The organism is Leptotrichia sp. HSP-342 (genome assembly GCF_041199995.1).
Taxonomy (GTDB): domain Bacteria; phylum Fusobacteriota; class Fusobacteriia; order Fusobacteriales; family Leptotrichiaceae; genus Leptotrichia; species Leptotrichia mesophila.
Window position 1 is genome coordinate 2334175 of sequence record NZ_CP165646.1, and the last position, 19803, is coordinate 2353977.

Here is a 19803-nt window from a genome sequence, read left to right on the forward strand (position 1 = left end):
AATTCTCCTTAATTAGCTTTTGCTACATCTTTTGTTATCCAGTAGTAATCCATTGGATACATTTTAAGCCCTGTTACCACTTTGTTGCTGTAAAGGAATGTAGTTTCATATCCAAAGAATAATGTCGCTGCATCGTTCATTATTAGCTGCTGTATTTTTACAACAAGATCTTTTCTCTTAGCTTTGTCAAATTCTTTTGATAATTCATCAAGCATTTTATCAACTTCAGGGTTTGAATAACCTGTTTTGTTTGTTTCTGCTTTGCTGTACCAGTTTTCATGCAAGTATTTTTCAGGATCTCCAGTATTTGCAGCAAGTACGTTCCAAATTAACATATCAAAGTTTGAATCGTCTCTCATACTCAAAACTGTTTCATAACTCACAGGCTTTAATGTTACTTTGATTCCAATTTCCTTCATATCTGTCTGAAATGCCTGAGCATAGATTCCTAATTCTTCTCTACTTGTATAAATTACAAAGTTCAAGTCAAGTTTTGATCCATCAGGACGTTCTACAAATCCATCTCCATCCACATCTTTATAACCTGCATCTGCTAATAATTTTTTAGCACTTTCACGATTATAAGCATTTTCATCCTTTAATTCATTAAATCCGAAGTCCAATGTCGGAGGTACTGGTGCTTTTCCTGGAGTTGCTCCACCTTGTAATAAGTTTTGTGTATAGTTTTCTCTATTTGCACCTCTTATTATTGCTTCTCTTAATACTTTATCTTTAAGTCCTTTAGTTTGATTCATAAAGGCATAAGTTGATCTAAGTGATTTCAATTCATTTATTACAATATTTTTATCCCCTTCAAAATCAGCCTTATTAGTAACTTTCAAGTTGTACGCTACATCAATTTCTCCTGATTTTAACGATAATGCTCTTGTATTTTGATCATTTATATCTTTAAATGTTACTTTTGCCAATTTTGCTTTTCCATTCCAATACTTTTCATTTCTTACAACAACTGTCTGTTCACCAGGCTTAAATTCTTGAACAATAAACGGTCCTGTTGATATTGGTCCTTTTTGAGCAAATTCATCTGTATTAACTGATGTATCAACTATTAAGAATAATGGATCTGCCAATGATTCAGGCAATATTGCTACAGGCTCTTTTGTTTTTATTTTCAATTCTTGTCCATTGGCTTCTATTGAAGCATATTTAAAGAATGATTCTGCTCTTTTATTTTTAGCAAATACTCTTTCTATTGATTTTTTTACTGCTTCTGCTGTCAATGGATGTCCATTTGAGAAAGTTACTCCATCTCTTATTTTAAAAGTCCACTCTAATTTATCATTACTTAATTTCCAGCTTTCAGCAAGCAATGGCTGCAAGTTACCCTTTTCATCAAAAATTGTCAAGTTCTCTCCAACACCATAACGAGTTACAACCCAGCTAAAATACTGATCTGTAGGCTCAAGCGTATCTGCAAACGAAGTTACTCCTACTACAAGTTCATCTGGATTAGTCTTACTTTTTGTAGAACTGCCTTTTCCACCACATGCTACAAGCAGCATCAATACTGCTAAAATTAAAATTAAAAATTTACTTTTACGATTTTTTAACATTTTTTTCTCCCTATATATTTTATTTTTTGTTACCATATTTTTTATAAATTACTCATTTTTTATATCAACTACATCTCTTACTGAATCTCCCAGCATATTGAATATAACTACAACTACTACTATTGCTAATCCCGGATACAGCATTACCCACGGTGCTCTACTAAGTGCTGATCTTCCTTCATTTAACATTGCTCCCCATTCTGGAGTTGGTGGCTGTGCCCCAAATCCTAAAAATGAAAGTGCAGCTATTTCCAGCATTAGTGTTCCCATATCCGAAACTGCTGTTACTATCATTGTTGTAATCATATTTGGAATTATGTATTTAAATATTATTGAATAATCCTTACTTCCTGTTATTTTTGCAGCTTCTACATAAAGTTCCTGCTTTATTTTCAGTACCATACTTCTTGCAAGCCTTGCATATTTTGTCCAAGTAACTGCAGCTATTGCAATAATCGAATTTTTAACGCTTGGATTCAAAAGTCCTGCTATTGCTATAGCAAGAATAAGTCCAGGAAACGCAATCATCATATCTCCAATTCTCATTATGACTGTATCCACAATCCCACCAAAATATCCTGCAATTACTCCTAGTATCGTTCCTACTGCAAATATTACAAACATTAACGTTAAAGTCATAAATATAGAATATCTTGAGCCATATATAATTCTTGAAAATAAATCTCTTCCAAGATGATCGGTTCCAAAAATAAACCGATTTGATGGCCTCTGTAAACTTGGTCCTAATTGTTTAAAAGGATCCTTTGGAACTATAACTGGTGCAAAAATTGCGATTAATACCACAATAATAGCCAATACCAAAAATATTTTCAGCTGAGTATCTTTTCCTATAAATTTTAATTTTTTCAATTTATTCAAATCTAAATTACCTCCTCAACTCTCGCATCCAAATATTTGTATGAAATATCAACTGTAATATTTACTAGTAAATATAAAAATGCAATTATAAGAACATAAGATTGAACTAATGGATAATCCTGTGATTTTATAGCAGCTACTGCCATTCTTCCCATTCCTGGCCAGTTATAAACTATCTCTACAACTGCAGTTCCTCCCAGAAGGCTTCCTAATGAAAGTCCAAGCAATGTTATTATTGGAAGCATTGCATTAGGCAGTACATGTTTCCATAAAATATCTCTTTCTTTTATTCCTCTCATTCTAGCCCCTGTCACATAACTTTTTCCAAGTTCTTCAAGGAATATATGTCTTATTTGACGTATATACTTAGCTGACATTGCTATCGCTATTGTAAATGCAGGTAAAATCATTGAACCAAAATCAGCATTTCCGCCTGAAACTGATACCAATCCTAGTTGCACTCCAAAAATACTCAAAAATACTAGCCCTAGCCAGAAACTAGGTACAGACATTCCCATAAATGTTATCATTCTTATCAAATAATCTTGCCATTTATTTTCTTTTACTGCCGCAAGTATTCCAAGCGGTATCGACATTGCACACATCATAAAAAGAGACAGAAAAGATAATGACAATGTAGGTATGAATGCCTGAGCAATTTTCTGAATTACAGGTATTCTTAATGAATATGACTTTCCAAAGTTTCCTTGCAGTACTCCAAACAGCCATTTCCAGTATTGAATATAGAAAGGCTGATTAAGCCCAAGTTCCGCCCTTGTTTGAGCCAAAAGTTCAGGCGTCGGAATATGTCCGCATTCTGTTAGCATTACTTGTGCAGGGTCTCCCGGCGAAATATACATAAGACAGAAAGTAAAAAAACTTATTCCAAAAAGTACAATTAATATTTGTGTAGCATATTTTGCTATTTTTTTATTCTTCGTCATTGGTCTAAACTCGTGATACTTATCACTTCCTCCTTCAAAAAATATGACTATTTTATTTATCTCAATAGTATTAGTTATATTTTATTATTCCTATACTAAAAGAGATTTTTTTATATTTTTAAAATTTTACATAAACAAAAAAATCCAACTCAGAAAGTTGAACTAAAATTTATATATTAAAACAGATGAATAGTATTTATGCAGATTTACAGCAGTTTTTATATATTAAATTTTTCCCTTCCCGAAAAATATAATTTTTTAATATAGGCAAGTCTCCTGACTAACTTCGTCCTACTCGTACCCTTCCCAAAATATAATAATATTTCAGTGGTTTTTCAATACTTTCGTCAGTATCACAGTAGAGGTGGCTGTACCAGATTCTAACTGGTTTCCTTATTAAGTTTTACAACACCTATAAAATTATAAATTTAAAATTATTCTTTTGCTATATTAATAAACTTCTTCTAATTTATCCATAAACATTTCACGAATAAATTCATATTCTCCCATTCCTTTTAATAAAGGTGTTACTTCATATCCTTCATTCTCAAGAACGGTTTTCCACGAATCGTCCTCATCAGAAGCCATATCATTTTTTGCATGATCTCCTGCGACTATCATAAATGGCTTTAACAATATTTTTCTAAAGCCTCTCCCTTTTAACCTTTGAATAACATCTTCAATTGTTACTTCCCCTTCAACAGTCGCTATAAAAATATTATCTTTTCCAGCCTTCACATATTCTTCTTGAAGTCGCTGATATGTACTGTCTGCGGCACTTTCGGATCCATGACCCATAAATACTATGGCATCATTTCCTTCAAGATTGTTAAATTCTTCATTGCTCACAACTTTTTTAAAGTCTTCATCAGTTGCTAAAAGTGGTTTTGAAATTTTTCCATACTTGTTATTAAGTTTTGAATACTCAATTCCATCTAGAATATGTAAAGACATTGTGATAATCTCATCATATCCTTTATTTTTTAAGGCTTCTAGCCCTTCCTCCTGATCAAATATGTGGATTCCTTCTTTTCTTTCCACTATTCGTCTTACAACTCCTGAAGTGTAGGCTCTTTCCACATTTTCAGTTCCATATTTTGCCTCCACTTCTTTTTGAATCGAGTCAAGGCATTTTTCTCTTGTATCCTTATGCGATGTACCAAAACTTGTTACTAAAATCGCCTTTCTCATAACACTTCCTTTCCATCTAAAATTATTTACCTTACTGAATCTTTTAAATTTGATTATCAAACTATCTTTTGTCTCTGTTTGTATTATAATAGTTTTTTTCATTTTTTGCAACTATTTTTTTAAATTATTTTAATATTTTTTGTTTTATCAAAAAAAATTATATACATCATCTAATCTTCTATTTATCAACATATTTTTGATACAACTTTGTTTTTCTTATATTTTATAATTAAATTATAATTAACAATAAATGTTTATTTTTTTGTTTCAAAAAGTAAATTTTTTAATTTTTCTAATTTTTCTGATAATTTTACTCTTCTAGTTTTCAGCTTTTCACTATAAATTTTTTTTAAGTAAATCAAATTGCTGTCATAATATTCCTTTGCCTTTTTTAAATCTAAAAGCTCATAATTTTTTTCTATTTTTTTACCATTTTCAATATAATTTATCGTTATTTTTTGTATATTCTCTATATTTGCCAATTTTTCTTCTTCTAATGCCACAACATCATAAAAATCCTGATTTTCATAAATCCTATATAATTCCTTATTTCCTGGCAATGATGTTTTTCCGCTTTCATCAGAAATTTTCATTACATCATTTTCATTAATTTTAGACATTTTATATACAGTGCTTATTTCTCTTTCTGGCAATGCTATGGCATCTCCTACTCCAAAGACATCAACTTCTGCCTGATTTTTTATTAGATTTCCTATTTTTTTATCGTCAAGTCCGCTCGTTAATACAATTTTCGCTTTGTAAAGTCCACTTTTATCCAGTATTTTCCTACATTCTTTCGACAATTTTTCCAAATTTCCCGAATCTATCCTTATTCCATACATTCCTTCGTATTCATCATCTATGCCATTATCTTTAAATGCCTTCACAGCACTAATTATTCCACTCTCAAGAGTGTCATAAGTATCAATTAGCATTATAAGAGCCTGATTTTTGTTTCTATACATTTTTATAAAAGCATCAAAAGCCTTGTATTCAGCACTTTCTCCCATTCCAAAAGTCTGAATAAAGCCATGTGTCATCGTTCCTGTGCTTTTCAAGTCATAAAGATATTCTGCCACAAGATTTGAGTGAGATATGCAGCCAGCTACATAGCTAGCTTTTGTCATTGTCATCGCTGCATCAAATCCAGCTGTTCTTCTTGTTCCAAATGAAAGTACTCCCCTTCCTTCAGCCGCTAGCACAATTTTAGAAGTGACTGTTGCCGCAAGTGTCTGAAAATGAAGAATATTCAAAATAGGCGTTTCAAGGATTTTCCCTTGTATAAGTGGAGCAGTAATCGTTAGTATTGGTTCATTTGAAAATACAATTTCTCCATCTCGTACCCCTTTTATCGTACCTGTAAATTTCATATTCGCAATATATTCGATAAAATCAGAATTATCAAATATTTTTGACAAATATTTCTTCTTATCGTCATAAGAAGTTTCGTTAAGTATCTCGATAAGCTCAAGAACATCAGATATCCCATATACTACAGCATAGTCATTTTCTTTTTTTGTACGCAAAAATACATCAAAAGTTGCAATTTCATTTTGCATATTATTTTTTAAATAAATCTCACTTTCTGTGTATTGATATCTGTCTGAATTTAAAAATTTAAAAAATTTTTCCATAAAATAACCTCATTTTGTATTTTTTCTATCTTTATCAAGTAATCTGTTTTATACATTATATTTTCTAAAATAAGTAAAGAGGCTGTTATTGTTGTATCATTTTACAGCCTCTATTTTTTAGGGGTATTTATTTAACTTATTTACAAGTGTCTTGCCAATTTGCAGGATAGATTACATATAAGAATCTTGCAAAGTTAGGAGCACTAAATTTTATTTTTGAACCTTTAGGGATTAAAATGGCATCTCCCCTGTTTCCTGTAACTTTACGTCCATCTACTATAATTTCTAGTGTTCCATCTATTACATAATCTATTTCATCATAGTTCAGTTCCCAATCAAATGCAGATTCTTCCATTTCCATAACTCCGCAACTCAATCTTCCGCTTTCTTCTATTGTAAATACATCAGTTAAGAATACTTTGTCATTAGGATTTCCAGTATCAAATCTTTCAGGTTTTACTGAAGGAATTTTAACAACTCCTACTCCACTTTTATCAATATGTTTTTCAAATCCTCCAACTTTTCTTCCAAGTTCTTCTTGTACTACTTTTCTTAATATTTTTTCCAATGTTTCCTTATCTAAATTTTTTAAGTCCATTATTTCTTCCTCCAAAATCTTTCAATTAATTTTCAGGAACGAATAACCCTGTTTCTTCGTTTCTTGTTTGAATTAACGCTCTAGCATCTTTTGCAAGATTGTCAAGTTTTCCTTTTCTTTTCATAAGAAGAAGTGCCTTTGTACCTTTGTATTCAGAAAGCATATTTACATCTCCTTCACTATCTCCTGCAACTAGAAGCGGATCTTTTCCACCATGTTTAGGTTTCAAGTATTTATTAATTACTTCAACTTTTCCTTTAGTTTGTGTTTGTGGATAACCGTGCTTATATTCGGCAACATATTTGTCTCCGTTCATTTCAAGACGCATTCCATAAACACTATCAGAACTTAAATTATATCCATAAGACTTATTGCTTGCGAATACTTTTACAATATCTTCAAGAGAAGCTGAAACTATATATACTTTTATACCATTTTTTTCAAATTCATGAAACAAATTGGCTGTTTCAGGCTGAGTTCTCAAACCACTCTTATATTGATGGCTTACTTTACCTGCTTCACCTGTTAGTTTATCACTTGACTCAAGAACATATTTTCCAAGTTTATTCCCAATTCCAAAATCATTTGCTTCTTTAGCTAGTTTTTGAACTTCTGATACGCTCATATTTTCAAATAGGTAAAGTACCCACGGATAAGCTACATCATGTGAAAAACTTCCACCTATTGCTTCATAAAGAAATGCTAATTTCCCTCTAAAATCTTTAAATTCTTCAGTTTGCTTAATTTTTTCCAAAGACATTTTTTGAGTTTTTATGTAGTTATTGTAAAGAAAAGTGTATCTTTTATCCAAATCATTTGCTATTTTTGTAATGTTAATAGGCTGACCTTTTACATTAACATAGTCTTTTGCAAAGTTATCAAGCGGAATATCTTTTCTTATTGCTTTTGAAAATTGTGCCGGTGTCATTTTGAACTTTAAATTATCTATCTGATATCTAAACAAATTTTCTTGTGTGTCTTGATAAATTGATGTATAGTCCCAGTCAAAGACTACATAATTTCCTTGATTTTTATTTTCATCTATAAGTTTTGATAAAGCTTCCCTGTTTTTTGGAACCCATCTCAATTCGTCCAAATTAGCAGCTGATAAAGCGAATGCCATAACTAAAAATACCAATAATCCAATCAATTTTTTCATACTAAATTTCATCTTTTACCTCCTCAGGTAATCATTTTTTCATATTTTTATTTTACAGTTTCTTTTTTACAGAATAATATTTTCGCTACAAATATCGCTGTTACTCCTGCTACTAATTTTCCAACTATCATTGGGAAAATCATTTGAGTATATTTTCCACCAGCAAATCCAGCTGTAAATCCTAAATGATCCCCAAAAACGAATGCCGCACTTACTGCAAATGCAATATTCATAACTTTTCCATTTGCATCCATATCTTTTAAAATTCCAAACATCGGAATATTGTTAGCCAAAGTTGCAACTAACCCAGCCGCTCCAGCTTCATTCATTCCAAGACCTTTTCCTAATACTTCAAGCGGTTTACTAAATACTTTTGTAATAAAATGTACTAATGGATATGCTCCAGCAAGTACTATTGCAATTGCCCCAACTGTTCCTAACCCATCTGTTATCGGAGCCATTCCAGGAATTACCACAAATCCTGTTAATTCTTGAATTATCGCCGCTACTAATCCTATTGTTATTATAATTACCACCGCTTGTCCAAAAACTTCAAATCCTTTTGTCATTTTTTCAGGCATAAAAATTAATCCTAAAATAATTAATGTGGCAACAATTATTATTGGTATCAAATTCACCAAAATCAATCCTATTGGGAATCCAGCTACTAATCCACCTGCAAGTACTCCTAATGGTATTGTAGTAATTCCAGCTAAAATTCCTTTTGCTAAGAACTGTTTATCATCTTTTTCAATTATTCCCAATGCTACTGGTATCGTAAACACAATAGTCGGTCCCATCATTGCGCCTAAAATAAATGCTGCTAATCTACCAGCTTCTGGATTTTTAGCCATTTCTAATGCAAGTGGAGCTCCTCCCATATCATTTGCAAGAAGTGTTGTTGCAAACATAGCCGGATCTGCTCCTAATGCTGAATAAATTGGTCCTACTATTGGTGTCAAAAGATTTTTTAAAACTGGTGCTAAAGAAATAATCCCAACCATAGCAACCGCAAGTGAACCCATAGCCATTATTCCTTCCTCAAATTTTTCACCGTATCCCAGTTTATTTCCAAATATTTTATCTATTCCACCTATTGCCATAAAGATAGTCATAATAATAATTATTATTTTATCTATTCCCATTTTATATTCCTCCCAAATTTTCATTTAATTATTTTGTTTTAAATGAAAATACTCAAAATTATATTTATTCAAAATCATTTTCTATAAAATTCTTTTTATTAATTTGGATCACAAAAACTTTAATTACACAAATAGAACTATACTTAAAAATTTTTTAAATATTTTATAAAAATTTAGAATTGCCCAATAAAAATATTTTTTATTTAAAAATTTAATGCTATAAATTTACAAGGCAATTCTAGTTTATAACAATGGTTCTTCAATTAATAATTTAATGGATTATCTGCCACAGATTTTACTGCTTCAGCAAAAGCATCGCACGCAGCTTTACATGCTGACTGACTTCCTGTTAAAAGTGCTCCACCAAAGTTTGTTTCTGAAGGTGGTCCAAAGAACGCAACTAAACTTACATCTGCTGCTTTTAATGCAACATCTAAAGCGTACATTGCTTCAAGCGGAGGTGCTATTAGGTATGCTAATGATTCCCCTTCTGCAATTCCTGCTGTTTTTGATAAGTAACTTCCTGTTCTTGATACACAATGTGCATAATATGCAATGCTATCATCATCATTTGCACTTATGAATGCTCCTTCATTTTCAATAAAGTCAACTGCTGCAGCTAGTCCACTTTTTACTTCCGCAGGAGTAGGCCCTGACAATATTCCTATTACTTCTCCTGCAAGTTTTGTATTCGCATTTGCAGCTCCACCATAGAATGATTTTCCGTAAACTACATCAACTACAGCTTTTTTTGTAGCTTCATCAAGTGCAGTATATGTAACATCATCACAATCTGCTGTTATAATTCCTATACTTCTATGTCCTTCAGGTAATTCCAGCTCTTTAGCCATATCATTATCTACATTTGGAATTAATCTTACAGCTAGTACATTTGCTTTTAATCTATCGCCTTTCATTGTTCCTCCTAAAGTTTTTAATTTTTATTTTTTATTAAGTTAATTTATAATTTTAAATCTTGTCCACTTGCTTTTGCATCAATTACTTTCTTAATTAATGTAGCAACGTGAGCTCCTGCTTCTGAAGATGGAGTTCCATCCTTATGAATATTTGAAACAACTGTTCTTTTTGCTTCAGAAATTCCAGGACGAGCCTTGTAAGTAATGTAGGCACTCATACTTTCCGCAGTTGTAAGTCCAGGACGTTCTCCTATTAATATACAAACTACATCAGCATTTAAAATTTCTCCAACGTGATCTCCTGCTCCAACTCTTCCATATTTGATAAAAAATGGTGTTCCTGTCTCAATTCCATATCCTTTAAGCCCATTTAACAATGCAGGTATTATATTTTTTGCATTTGCTTCAACTGCAGTTGAACTTAATCCATCTGACAATAATATTTGAACTGTTGGATTTTTTTTGCATTTTTCTTCTATTGTCTTTATTCCTTCTTCAGAAATTCTTCTTCCTAAATCAGGACGCGTGATATATTGGTCTCTGCTTTCACATTCAGTAGTAACTTCAAACAATCCAAGTTCATCAAGAAATTCTGTAGGTACGTCATTAAACACGGCATCCTGGGCTGCAGCGTGGTCTGCTCTTAATCTTAACAAAACTTCTGTTCTCATTCTTGTTCCAGCTCTTCCAATTCCAAGTCTTGCAGATGTTTTTTGTTTTAACTTCATATATTCTTCTCTGTCTTCAGGATTATCCACAAGCATTTGATCTTTTATGTTTATTTTTCCAATATCTCTTACTTCTCCATTTACAATATGCGGATTTTCACGTGGCTCATCTCCGCTTTCGATATAAACTGAGCTTGTACTGACAACTGGCGCTTTTTCTTCAACAGTTGTTGATGGTTCGTCTATTTTCATTTCACCTATTATTTTTTCAATTACGTCTTTTAGTTCTCTTTCTGATAACATTGATTTTTCCTCCCTATTTTAAGAAAATTGAAGCGTCTCCGGCTCTATCTGTAAGTTTTCCATCTTTCATTATTCCCATTTTTTCTAACCATTGTTCAAAAGGTTTTATAGGTCTTCTGTTACATAGTTCTCTTAATGTAGCATCATCATGATAAGAAGATGTTTGATAGTTAAGCATTATATCATCTCCTGCAGGAATAGCCATAAAGTAGTTACATCCTGCTACTGTTAATAATACTTTCAAGTTTTCGATATCGTTTTGATCTGCTTTCATGTGGTTAGTGTAGCAAGCGTCAACTCCCATTGAAATTCCAGTAAGTTTACCCATGAAATGATCTTCAAGTCCAGCTCTTATTACTTGTTTACTGTTATACAAATATTCTGGTCCAATAAATCCAACAACCGTATTTACAATAAATGGATCAAATTTTTTCGCAAATCCGTAACATCTTGCTTCCATTGTAACCTGATCGCAACCATGGTGAGCATCTGATGACAATTCTGAACCTTGTCCTGTTTCAAAGTACATTACGTTAGGTCCTGTCGCTGTTCCGTGTTTTAATGCCAAATCTCTTGCTTCCTGAATCATTGTTCCATTTATTCCAAATGCTTCATTTCCTTTTTCAGATCCCGCAATACTTTGGAAAACTAAGTCTGTAGGCGCTCCTCTTCTAATTGCTTCCATTTGTGTAGTTACGTGAGCTAATACACATATTTGTGTAGGAATTTGCCATTTAGTCTTTATTTCGTGGAATCTGTGCAACACTCTCATAACACTGTCAACACTGTCATCAACTGGGTTTAATCCTAAAAGAGCATCTCCTTGCCCAAAGCTAAGCCCTTCATAAGTTGATAGCATAATTCCATCTGGATCATCTGTTGTATGGTTAGGCTGCAATCTTGTTGCAAGTATTCCTTCTCCACCTATTTCAGTATTACAGAATTTTTTAATTCTTATTTTGCTTGCTCCTTGAATAAGGTCCATATTACTCATAAGTTTAGCAACTGCTGCTACCATTTCACTTGTAAGACCTTTACTGATTCTCTTTATGTCATCACCACTTGTATGAGAATCTAAAATCCATTCTCTTAATTCACTTACAGTCCAGTTTTTTATTTCTCCATAAATTTTTTCATTTACAGCATCCTGAATAATTCTTGTAACTTCATCTTCTTCATAAGGTACTGCAGGATTGTTTCTTAAATCTGCCAATGTTAACTCAGCCAACACAGCTTTTGCGGCAACTCTTTCTTCCGCTGTACTTGCACTTACTCCCGCAAGTTCATCTCCTGATCTAAATTCACTTGCCTTATTCTGTACATCTTTTACAGATTTAAATTCATATGTATGACCGAATAATTTTGTTTTTAATACCATCTTATTGCCACCTCTCTAAAATTTATTAATTTAATAACTGAATACCAATGTTTTTATTACGACAGGCAAAACATTTCCGTTTCCTAGCGGCGCTCCTATATCAATGTAGTCTCCATCTCTTACTTTAACACTATCTATACAGATTATGTCATAATCAACAAGCTCCAGTTTCATACATTGTCCAAGGACTTTTGCCATATCATTTTCAACTATGACGATTACAGGATGTTTTTTGTCATGCTTTCTTTTGATAATATCTGAAATTACTAAAGATAATTCCATTATTTCGTTATATGCCATATTATGCTTTCCTTTAAATGCAAGAGCCACATTTTCAAGTTCATTTTCAGAACTAAACCAGTCTAGTTTACCTTCTATCACTTTTCCCAGTTCATTAACAGGCAAATTCTCATCTGACTCAGACATTTTTAATACAGGAATATTTTTTATTGGGAAGATTCCTTCAGTATAAGTAATTGTGCTTCCGCTTATTTCTGTAGTATGGCTTCCTGCTCCAACTACTGTCGCTCCTATTGTTTCACTTAACTTTAAAGGCTCTATATTCAATTCTTTTAGAACTTTTACAATTTCTTCACCAAGAACTACTCCAATGTCATTATACTTGTACAAATCTTTTTCTACACGTCCATAGATGAAATCTGCAACTCCTCCAGTAAATGAGTAATGTTGAATGTCTTTATTGTGCTTTCTGAAGTCATTATATGTTACGATTTTATGATACAGTTCTGTTTTTGGAAAAATTTCTACACTTTCAAAAATAAGTTGTGCCATTCTTCTTGTTATTTTTCTCAAATCAGATTCACTTATAGGTTTTCCTAGTTCCAGCTTTACATTCACATCTTCAGCAATATCGTACATTTTTTTGAAAATATAACGTGTATTCCTGTTTTCATCAAATTTTATAAGTCGTCCTCCTATATCAAGGCAAGTAGTGTCTTCCACTTCTCCCCTGTTAAAGACAACATTATTTGTAGTACCTCCTCCTATATCAAAGTTTACGATACTTGTATTTTTTTCTTCAGAATATCCATAGGCTCCCGAACCTTTTCCAGCAATAATGCTTTCAAGATCAGGTCCTGCAGTTGCTACAACAAAATCTCCTGCCATTCCACTAAGTATCTGCAATACTTCCTTAGCGTTTTCCTTTCTTGCAGTATCTCCTGTTATTATTACAGCTCCTGTTGAAACATCCTTATATTGTATATTTGCTTTTTTGTATTCAGATTCTATTATTTCCTTAACTCTTTTTGCATCTATTTTTGTTTCATTTTCTAATGGGGTAATATAAATTTCACTTCTGTAAACAACTTCTTTTCCTATTATTTTTATTTGAGGAGCTGTAAAAGCGCTTCCTCTATTTTCTATATATATCTTTGAAAAAATAAGCTGTGTTGTGGAAGTTCCAATGTCTATCCCCACACTTAGTATTTCTTCTGTCATCTCAAGACTCCTTTGTCTTTAAATCATCAATTTTCAAATCCAAAACTAATCTCAGTTCCTTTATTACCAGTCTTTATATCCAGATTCCCATAAAGTTTCTCTTTCACAAGACTTTTAACTATTTGCAGTCCAATGCTTCCTTTTTCAAAATCTCTTTCATCCATTCCTATTCCATTATCACTTATGGAAATACGGGATTTTATTTCCCCTCTTTTCACTTTTATTATTATTTGTCCTTTAGTTTTTCCTTTAAAGGCATGCTTTATACAATTTTCTACAAGTTCGTTTACTATCAAGGCTATTGTTGTTGCCTTATCTGAACTTATTTCAAAGTTGTCTCCAATGACATCTATTTTAAGTTTCAGATGCCCGTCTAAATTCTCTCTCACTGAATTTTTCAGAATCTTATTTATAACTTCCTTTATTTCAAGCTCATCAAATCCATTCTGTGCAAGCAGTTCATGAGTAACTGAAATACTTAAAATCCTATTTATACTATCACTAAATGCAGCCTTTACAGCTTTATCATCAGTCTTTCTAGCCTGTATTCTAAGTAAACTTGCTATTGTCTGCAAATTGTTCTTTACTCGATGGTGTATTTCCTTTATTGCAACAGATTTTAGAACTAATTCCTTTTCCTTCACTTTAATTTCAGTAATATCTTTTATAAATAAGACTACATTTTTAACGCTCTTTGTTTCCTTTACTAATATATATTCAAGACTAAGAACCATATTTGATATATTTATATCAGATCTTTTATTTACTTTTCCACTTAGCACATCTTCAAATTCAACATTATCAATTACAATATTATCAAATTTTTCTCCAAGGAAAGAATCCTTATAGCCAATTTTTCTGTAAACATATTTTGCTCTGGAATTAGCATATATGCATATACCTTCCTCGTTAAAGATTATAATTCCATCATTTATATAGTCAATAATTTTCCGCTCTCGCATCATTCCAACAGAACTCATAAGTATATCATCAGTTGCATTGTTCAAAAAGCTCAGTCCCTTGCCGATATTTTCCTCATTCATTCTTTCTTCAACTATAAGAACGGCTATTATTTTTCCATCCTGTTCATCACTTCTTATAGGTACTACATTTTGTGTTACACTTTTATTTTCTTGCGTCAACGCCTTATAATCTCTTGATGGATGCCCAGTTTCAAGAGTTCTAAGTACAGCTGGTTCATTTTTCCTATAGGCAAATTTTCCTACTACACTTTGAGTATAGCTTGATCCTATTCTTGGTTTTGCCTCAGCAACTACAATTGCTGTATCTCTATTTTCTGTCATGCAGTCTATAAATACATCTGCCTTTAGAAGTTTACTCATTACAGGCAGCCCTTCACATATTTTTTCCAGCTTTTCAATATCTTTATTTGAAAGTTGCGTATATTGTCTACATATCGTTCTAAGCATCTTCATCTCCAGATAAAATTATAATATCTGCTATTTTTCCCATGTCACATCTTTTATTCATACTAAGCGTTCTTATGTATTCATATGCCTCATTTTCAGTAAAGTTTCTTGTTTTCATCAAAATACTTTTGGCAATATCAATTTTTTTTCTATCCTCCAGCTTCTGACTTGTTTTTAAATATTTTTTTTCCAGCTTTTCAAATTCTTCTTGCTTATTAAATATGATTTCAAGATTAGGAATAAAGGATTTTTCATCAATGGGTTTTACTATATATCCTATTATTCCTATATTCTTGGCTTCTTCTATAAATTCCTTATTGGAATAGGCTGTGAGTAAAACAATACCTCTAGACAATTTTTCCTCTGTTATGACTTTTGCTGCTTTCAGTCCATCAAGTATCGGCATTTTGACATCCATTATTACAAAATCAGGTTTATATTTTCTGCTCTGCTCAATTGCATCAAATCCGTCTCCCGCCTGAGCGACTACATCATAATTTGCTTCTTTCAATATTTCACATATATCCATTCTTGTTATCGGCTCATCATCTACAACTATTATTTTTCTCATCTTTTTTCCTTTTCCTCAAATTTAATATAAATCTGTCAGTAGCTGCTTCATTTCTATTCTGCTAAATCTTCTTGGGTTTTCCCCAGTACACATATCATTTTCTATCTGATCAATTACGCTTTCCATTTCTGAAAAATATTGATCTTCAGGTATACCAAGCTCTCTTAAACTACCTGGTATTGACATTTTAGCAGCTCGCATTTTAATAGCTTTTGCTAAAATTTGTACTCCTTCTGCATCTTCCTTAGGTGCAAATCCCAATGCTTCAGCAATTTCACGATAATATCTAGCCGCATTCTTATTTTGTGCATTAAACTCTATAACTTTTGGCATTATTATCGCATTAAGCCGTCCATGCGGTTTATGAAATCTTGCGCCTAGCGAATGTGCTATACTGTGGTTTATTCCCAGTCCTGCATTGCTAAATGCTACTCCTGCCATACATGAAGCAATCTGTAAATCAATTCTTTCTCTTTCAAGTTCAGGATTTTCAAAGTTGCTTACTAAATCAGCAAAAACAGTTTTTATTGCTCCTATGGCAAGTGTATTTGTAAACAAGTTTCTAGATCTTGAAACGTAAGCTTCTATAGCATGTGTCAAAACATCCATTCCTGTATCCGCAATTATTGATGGCGGAAGAGTTTTTATAAACTCTGGATTTAAAATTGCTATATCAGGCAGCATTTCACTGTCACTTAGCGGTATTTTTTTGCTTTGAGTTGTAACAACTGCATAAGATGTTACTTCTGAACCTGTTCCACTTGTTGTTGGTACTGCTATGAATTTAGGCTTTTTATATTCCCCCATTGCCTTTTTTATCTTATTTGTAAAATAAATCATTGATTTACAGGCATCTATCGGTGATCCTCCTCCTAGTGCTATTATGCAGTCAGGATCATAAGCACTAAGCTCAAGCATACCCTTTATAATTTCTTCATCTGTGGGATCTGGTTTAACATCCGAATATATTTTAGCATCTATTCCTCTTGATTTTAAGATATTTGTTATTCTATTCACTACTTTTAGTTTGACCATATTCTCGTCTGTTACTAAAAATACTTTTTCGATTTCCATTATTCTTAATATATCCAAAGAATTAGCACCATAATGAATATCCGGCTTTATTTGAAATAAACCCATTAAATCCACTTCCTTTCTATTGTGCTCTCAATCTTCATAATATTTAGCCAATAAATCTAAATAGTCTAGAGTTGAGAAAATAGTTATTACTTTTAAATTTTATTCTAAAGTAATCTTACTATAATTCCTTTATTTTGGATAATATTTTTCGGATTGTGTCAGAATCTGTAATTTTGTAATTTTTTACAAGTATTTCAATTACTTTCTTTTCCAAATCCTCACAATCTCTTGTATTTTTTCTGATTTCATTTCCCGATGCAGAGTTTGACACGCCACAAGTCTTTTCGTATCTCACTTCTATTCCTTGTTCTCTGATCATGTCTTTTGCTCCGGGAGTAATAATCATATCAGCCTGAACCACCAGTTCCTTATCTTGAATATATTCAAAAAGATTTTTTACTGTTATCAATCTTTTTCCCATTTTTTTACTCCTTTTCCGATTCCAAACTGTCTATTATTCCTACAATAGTCGCATCTACAGGAGTTTCAGCATCAAATACATGTCTTGCAGAACTTCCAGTAACAATTATTACCTTATCGCCCTGTCCAGCACCAATATAATCGGCTGCAACCATTTTTCTGCTTCCATGACCTTCACCTGTACCTTCCACTTCAACTACCATAAGTTTTAGTCCTCTTAGCTTTTCATCCTTTCTTGTTGCCCAGACATTATCTACAACTTTTCCAATTAACATGTTATTGTCCTCTTTCATAGCAAAGTTCAATGCTATTTTCTTTTATATAATCCATCGCAAGGGAAGTCACTTTAGATTTTGCATCAACTTCAAGTATCTGATTTTTTAATCCTAGCTTTCTAAGTCTGCTTTCTGTTACCAAACCTTTTAGATACACTTTTTCTTTAGCATCAAAAGCATTTTTCACTTCTGTTCTTTTCACAACCTTTATTCCAAATTCTTGAACTTTTTTGACATATTCATCATAAAGGCTTATTAATGCAGCAGGTTTAGTATATTTTTTATATTCCAGCCCTTCTTCCACAAGCAGAACTTCTCCTTCATTAAAAAGAAATTCTGTTATGATACTTTTTTTCCCTTGTGAGAGATCAATTAAATCATTTATTCCAAGAGTTGATACAACAAGTCTCTTTTTATTTTCATTTTTTTCTATTTCTTCCCATGTACTGTCCAACTTTATGTTGTCTACAACTGATGTCTCTTTTTTAAGTTCATCCTTCAAGACTTCATCATTTCCTAAAAAAGCTGTTATTATTGATTTTTCAGGAGAATGTTTGATATTTTCAGATAAACTTTGATTTTCTCTTTTGGCAATTTCCTTTAATACTTCCCTTGCAAGCACTTCTATTAAATCTTGAGTATCCATTTCATCTCCTGCCCTTTTCACTTTAATCTTTTACAATGCTTCCAGTTACTCCTGAAGTATATCCACAAGCATTTGCTTCATCAAAATCAATATGCATGCTCAATCTGAAACTGTCCTTTACTCTTATTAAAACATCATCAAATATTAATGGTCTGTCACTATGAATTTTTACTTTCACAGTTTCACCATCATTTACAGAAAATCTTTTTGCATCTTCACTTGTCATGTGTATATGTCTTCTTGCGACTATAAGCCCTTTATCCAACTGTATATATTTATCACCTACACCTATAAGTATTCCTGGTGTCCCTTCAATTTTTCCACTTTCTCTTATTACTCCTTTGACTCCAATTTCACGGCAGTCAGTAAGTGATAACTCCACTTGAGAAAAATTTCTGCATGGTCCTAATATTGCAACACTCGAAAATTCTCCTTTTGGTCCAATTACTCTGACTCTTTCCTTTGCGGCAAACTGTCCAGGCTGTGATAAATCTTTTACAGGTGTCAATTCATATCCTTCTCCAAAAAGTGCTTCCACGTGTTCTTTAGTAAGGTGCACATGACGACCTGATGCTTCCACCATAAAGGTATCTTTTTTTTCTGTTGTCAGAATTTCCTGCAACTTATCTCTTATTATTCTCTCCAATTCATTTCTGTCCATAATATCTCCCAATTCAGAGCTTATGATTTATAATCTCCGTTATTTGCTTTTAACATCATCAAGTACAATATACTGCTCAGACGGTTTAGTGCCTTTAGCATGTCTACTCTTTCCGTCTTCCCTTCCTTATAAAAAGCATCTACTGCAGCAACTTCACACTCTCTTGACAAAGCTCTAAGACAGTTTATATCAATGACTGTTTCATCAAAGTCAGCATTTATTTCAAAGAGATGTCCTGTTTTGTAATATTTAATTGTATTATGAGTTATATCTTTTAACGTATCAATGTCATATCCAAGAACATCTCTTTCCTGAAACGGTGTATCAGTCATTTCACTTATAAACAAATCTCTTACAAATCTGTATGCCTGTGCAAAGTCACTTTCCAATTTTTTATTCTTTTCATATTTTTTCCAGTATCTTATTACCTCAGCCTGCAAAATATCAAACTTACCTCGTAAAACAATTCTCTTATGATTTTTTACAACAAGTTCATTTCCAAACAGTTGAGTCATAAATTCAGGCTTTTTATCATAAGTTGCTCCTGTAATATAGTCTTTATACTGTCTTTTTGGAGGGGCTTTTTCTTCGGAAGTATTTGCTTGAGAGTCTTTAACTTTGTTTACATTGTCTGATTCGCTATTCACAACTTGATCCTGTGATCTTTTTATTCTAAAATCAATTTTTTTTACATTTAAAAACTCTCTTGCTGACGGTGTAAGGATGTCTTTTTCAGTTATATGTACTTTTTCAAGCTGCCCTTCCTTATCTAATTTTCTAAGCATTCCTTCTGTTATAACAGGCATTTT

The 19803-nt window shown here is 32.3% G+C and carries 20 protein-coding genes and 1 riboswitch; all 20 genes read right to left on the reverse strand.

Annotated elements, in window-relative coordinates:
- Positions 1 to 8: 8 nt before the first annotated feature.
- The gene (locus AB8B23_RS11655) at positions 9 to 1574 is read right to left on the reverse strand and encodes an ABC transporter substrate-binding protein (RefSeq protein WP_369712872.1); all 1566 of its coding nucleotides are present in this window, start codon (positions 1572 to 1574) and stop codon (positions 9 to 11) included.
- A 48-nt stretch (positions 1575 to 1622) separates the two neighbouring features.
- A complete protein-coding gene (gene nikC, locus AB8B23_RS11660; protein ID WP_299574511.1) occupies positions 1623 to 2444 on the reverse strand; it encodes a nickel transporter permease in 822 nt (273 codons plus the stop codon).
- Positions 2445 to 2455: 11 nt separating this feature from the next.
- Complete coding sequence (gene nikB, locus AB8B23_RS11665; protein ID WP_369712874.1) at positions 2456 to 3397, reverse strand: nickel ABC transporter permease; 942 nt, start codon at positions 3395 to 3397, stop codon at positions 2456 to 2458.
- 248 nt (positions 3398 to 3645) lie between these two features.
- A riboswitch (cobalamin riboswitch) is annotated at positions 3646 to 3828 on the reverse strand.
- Positions 3829 to 3847: 19 nt separating this feature from the next.
- Positions 3848 to 4588 (reverse strand): sirohydrochlorin cobaltochelatase, encoded by a 741-nt coding sequence (locus tag AB8B23_RS11670; protein WP_369712875.1) that lies wholly within the window; start codon positions 4586 to 4588, stop codon positions 3848 to 3850.
- Positions 4589 to 4842: 254 nt separating this feature from the next.
- Positions 4843 to 6222 carry a nicotinate phosphoribosyltransferase gene (gene pncB, locus AB8B23_RS11675; protein ID WP_369712876.1) on the reverse strand — a complete coding sequence of 460 codons (1380 nt, stop codon included), beginning with the start codon at positions 6220 to 6222 and terminating at the stop codon, positions 4843 to 4845.
- A 136-nt stretch (positions 6223 to 6358) separates the two neighbouring features.
- Complete coding sequence (locus AB8B23_RS11680) at positions 6359 to 6820, reverse strand: cupin domain-containing protein (RefSeq protein ID WP_021743459.1); 462 nt, start codon at positions 6818 to 6820, stop codon at positions 6359 to 6361.
- Between the two features lie 25 nt (positions 6821 to 6845).
- Positions 6846 to 7943 carry a haloacid dehalogenase-like hydrolase gene (locus AB8B23_RS11685; RefSeq protein ID WP_039901017.1) on the reverse strand — a complete coding sequence of 366 codons (1098 nt, stop codon included), beginning with the start codon at positions 7941 to 7943 and terminating at the stop codon, positions 6846 to 6848.
- A gap of 83 nt (positions 7944 to 8026) precedes the next feature.
- A complete protein-coding gene (eutH, locus tag AB8B23_RS11690; RefSeq protein WP_369712877.1) occupies positions 8027 to 9124 on the reverse strand; it encodes an ethanolamine utilization protein EutH in 1098 nt (365 codons plus the stop codon).
- Between the two features lie 263 nt (positions 9125 to 9387).
- Positions 9388 to 10041 carry an ethanolamine utilization microcompartment protein EutL gene (gene eutL, locus AB8B23_RS11695; RefSeq protein WP_006805299.1) on the reverse strand — a complete coding sequence of 218 codons (654 nt, stop codon included), beginning with the start codon at positions 10039 to 10041 and terminating at the stop codon, positions 9388 to 9390.
- Positions 10042 to 10085: 44 nt separating this feature from the next.
- Positions 10086 to 11012 (reverse strand): ethanolamine ammonia-lyase subunit EutC, encoded by a 927-nt coding sequence (gene eutC, locus AB8B23_RS11700; RefSeq protein ID WP_147004703.1) that lies wholly within the window; start codon positions 11010 to 11012, stop codon positions 10086 to 10088.
- 13 nt (positions 11013 to 11025) lie between these two features.
- Positions 11026 to 12390 (reverse strand): ethanolamine ammonia-lyase subunit EutB, encoded by a 1365-nt coding sequence (locus AB8B23_RS11705; protein ID WP_006805301.1) that lies wholly within the window; start codon positions 12388 to 12390, stop codon positions 11026 to 11028.
- 30 nt (positions 12391 to 12420) lie between these two features.
- The gene (gene eutA, locus AB8B23_RS11710; protein WP_369712878.1) at positions 12421 to 13851 is read right to left on the reverse strand and encodes an ethanolamine ammonia-lyase reactivating factor EutA; all 1431 of its coding nucleotides are present in this window, start codon (positions 13849 to 13851) and stop codon (positions 12421 to 12423) included.
- Positions 13852 to 13877: 26 nt separating this feature from the next.
- Positions 13878 to 15281, reverse strand: coding sequence for a sensor histidine kinase (locus tag AB8B23_RS11715; RefSeq protein WP_369712879.1), 1404 nt, complete (start codon positions 15279 to 15281; stop codon positions 13878 to 13880).
- Positions 15274 to 15852 carry an ANTAR domain-containing response regulator gene (locus AB8B23_RS11720; RefSeq protein ID WP_299573810.1) on the reverse strand — a complete coding sequence of 193 codons (579 nt, stop codon included), beginning with the start codon at positions 15850 to 15852 and terminating at the stop codon, positions 15274 to 15276. Before AB8B23_RS11720 ends, AB8B23_RS11715 begins: the two co-directional genes overlap by 8 nt.
- Before the next feature lie 21 nt (positions 15853 to 15873).
- Complete coding sequence (locus tag AB8B23_RS11725) at positions 15874 to 16992, reverse strand: 1-propanol dehydrogenase PduQ (RefSeq protein WP_369712880.1); 1119 nt, start codon at positions 16990 to 16992, stop codon at positions 15874 to 15876.
- A gap of 118 nt (positions 16993 to 17110) precedes the next feature.
- Complete coding sequence (locus tag AB8B23_RS11730) at positions 17111 to 17413, reverse strand: hypothetical protein (protein ID WP_369712881.1); 303 nt, start codon at positions 17411 to 17413, stop codon at positions 17111 to 17113.
- Between the two features lie 4 nt (positions 17414 to 17417).
- Complete coding sequence (locus AB8B23_RS11735) at positions 17418 to 17687, reverse strand: EutN/CcmL family microcompartment protein (protein WP_039900985.1); 270 nt, start codon at positions 17685 to 17687, stop codon at positions 17418 to 17420.
- A gap of 1 nt (position 17688) precedes the next feature.
- The gene (locus AB8B23_RS11740) at positions 17689 to 18333 is read right to left on the reverse strand and encodes an ethanolamine utilization protein (protein ID WP_369712882.1); all 645 of its coding nucleotides are present in this window, start codon (positions 18331 to 18333) and stop codon (positions 17689 to 17691) included.
- 22 nt (positions 18334 to 18355) lie between these two features.
- Complete coding sequence (eutD, locus tag AB8B23_RS11745) at positions 18356 to 18994, reverse strand: ethanolamine utilization phosphate acetyltransferase EutD (protein WP_369712883.1); 639 nt, start codon at positions 18992 to 18994, stop codon at positions 18356 to 18358.
- Between the two features lie 20 nt (positions 18995 to 19014).
- The gene (locus AB8B23_RS11750) at positions 19015 to 19800 is read right to left on the reverse strand and encodes a cobalamin adenosyltransferase (RefSeq protein ID WP_369712884.1); all 786 of its coding nucleotides are present in this window, start codon (positions 19798 to 19800) and stop codon (positions 19015 to 19017) included.
- Positions 19801 to 19803 lie beyond the last annotated feature (3 nt).

What these genes read in the sequence shown, in the direction of transcription:
- eutD (WP_369712883.1), bottom strand. Translation starts at nt 18,994, where the DNA reads ATGGACAGAAATGAATTGGAGAGAATAATAAGAGATAAGTTGCAGGAA.
- AB8B23_RS11730 (WP_369712881.1), bottom strand. Translation starts at nt 17,413, where the DNA reads ATGGGAAAAAGATTGATAACAGTAAAAAATCTTTTTGAATATATTCAA.
- AB8B23_RS11725 (WP_369712880.1), bottom strand. Translation starts at nt 16,992, where the DNA reads ATGGGTTTATTTCAAATAAAGCCGGATATTCATTATGGTGCTAATTCT.
- eutH (WP_369712877.1), bottom strand. Translation starts at nt 9,124, where the DNA reads ATGGGAATAGATAAAATAATAATTATTATTATGACTATCTTTATGGCA.
- AB8B23_RS11670 (WP_369712875.1), bottom strand. Translation starts at nt 4,588, where the DNA reads ATGAGAAAGGCGATTTTAGTAACAAGTTTTGGTACATCGCATAAGGAT.
- AB8B23_RS11750 (WP_369712884.1), bottom strand. Translation starts at nt 19,800, where the DNA reads ATGCCTGTTATAACAGAAGGAATGCTTAGAAAATTAGATAAGGAAGGG.
- nikB (WP_369712874.1), bottom strand. Translation starts at nt 3,397, where the DNA reads ATGACGAAGAATAAAAAAATAGCAAAATATGCTACACAAATATTAATT.
- eutC (WP_147004703.1), bottom strand. Translation starts at nt 11,012, where the DNA reads ATGTTATCAGAAAGAGAACTAAAAGACGTAATTGAAAAAATAATAGGT.
- AB8B23_RS11685 (WP_039901017.1), bottom strand. Translation starts at nt 7,943, where the DNA reads ATGGCATTCGCTTTATCAGCTGCTAATTTGGACGAATTGAGATGGGTT.
- AB8B23_RS11720 (WP_299573810.1), bottom strand. Translation starts at nt 15,852, where the DNA reads ATGAGAAAAATAATAGTTGTAGATGATGAGCCGATAACAAGAATGGAT.
- eutL (WP_006805299.1), bottom strand. Translation starts at nt 10,041, where the DNA reads ATGAAAGGCGATAGATTAAAAGCAAATGTACTAGCTGTAAGATTAATT.
- AB8B23_RS11735 (WP_039900985.1), bottom strand. Translation starts at nt 17,687, where the DNA reads ATGTTAATTGGAAAAGTTGTAGATAATGTCTGGGCAACAAGAAAGGAT.
- pncB (WP_369712876.1), bottom strand. Translation starts at nt 6,222, where the DNA reads ATGGAAAAATTTTTTAAATTTTTAAATTCAGACAGATATCAATACACA.
- AB8B23_RS11705 (WP_006805301.1), bottom strand. Translation starts at nt 12,390, where the DNA reads ATGGTATTAAAAACAAAATTATTCGGTCATACATATGAATTTAAATCT.
- AB8B23_RS11655 (WP_369712872.1), bottom strand. Translation starts at nt 1,574, where the DNA reads ATGTTAAAAAATCGTAAAAGTAAATTTTTAATTTTAATTTTAGCAGTA.
- AB8B23_RS11740 (WP_369712882.1), bottom strand. Translation starts at nt 18,333, where the DNA reads ATGGATACTCAAGATTTAATAGAAGTGCTTGCAAGGGAAGTATTAAAG.
- AB8B23_RS11680 (WP_021743459.1), bottom strand. Translation starts at nt 6,820, where the DNA reads ATGGACTTAAAAAATTTAGATAAGGAAACATTGGAAAAAATATTAAGA.
- eutA (WP_369712878.1), bottom strand. Translation starts at nt 13,851, where the DNA reads ATGACAGAAGAAATACTAAGTGTGGGGATAGACATTGGAACTTCCACA.
- AB8B23_RS11715 (WP_369712879.1), bottom strand. Translation starts at nt 15,281, where the DNA reads ATGCTTAGAACGATATGTAGACAATATACGCAACTTTCAAATAAAGAT.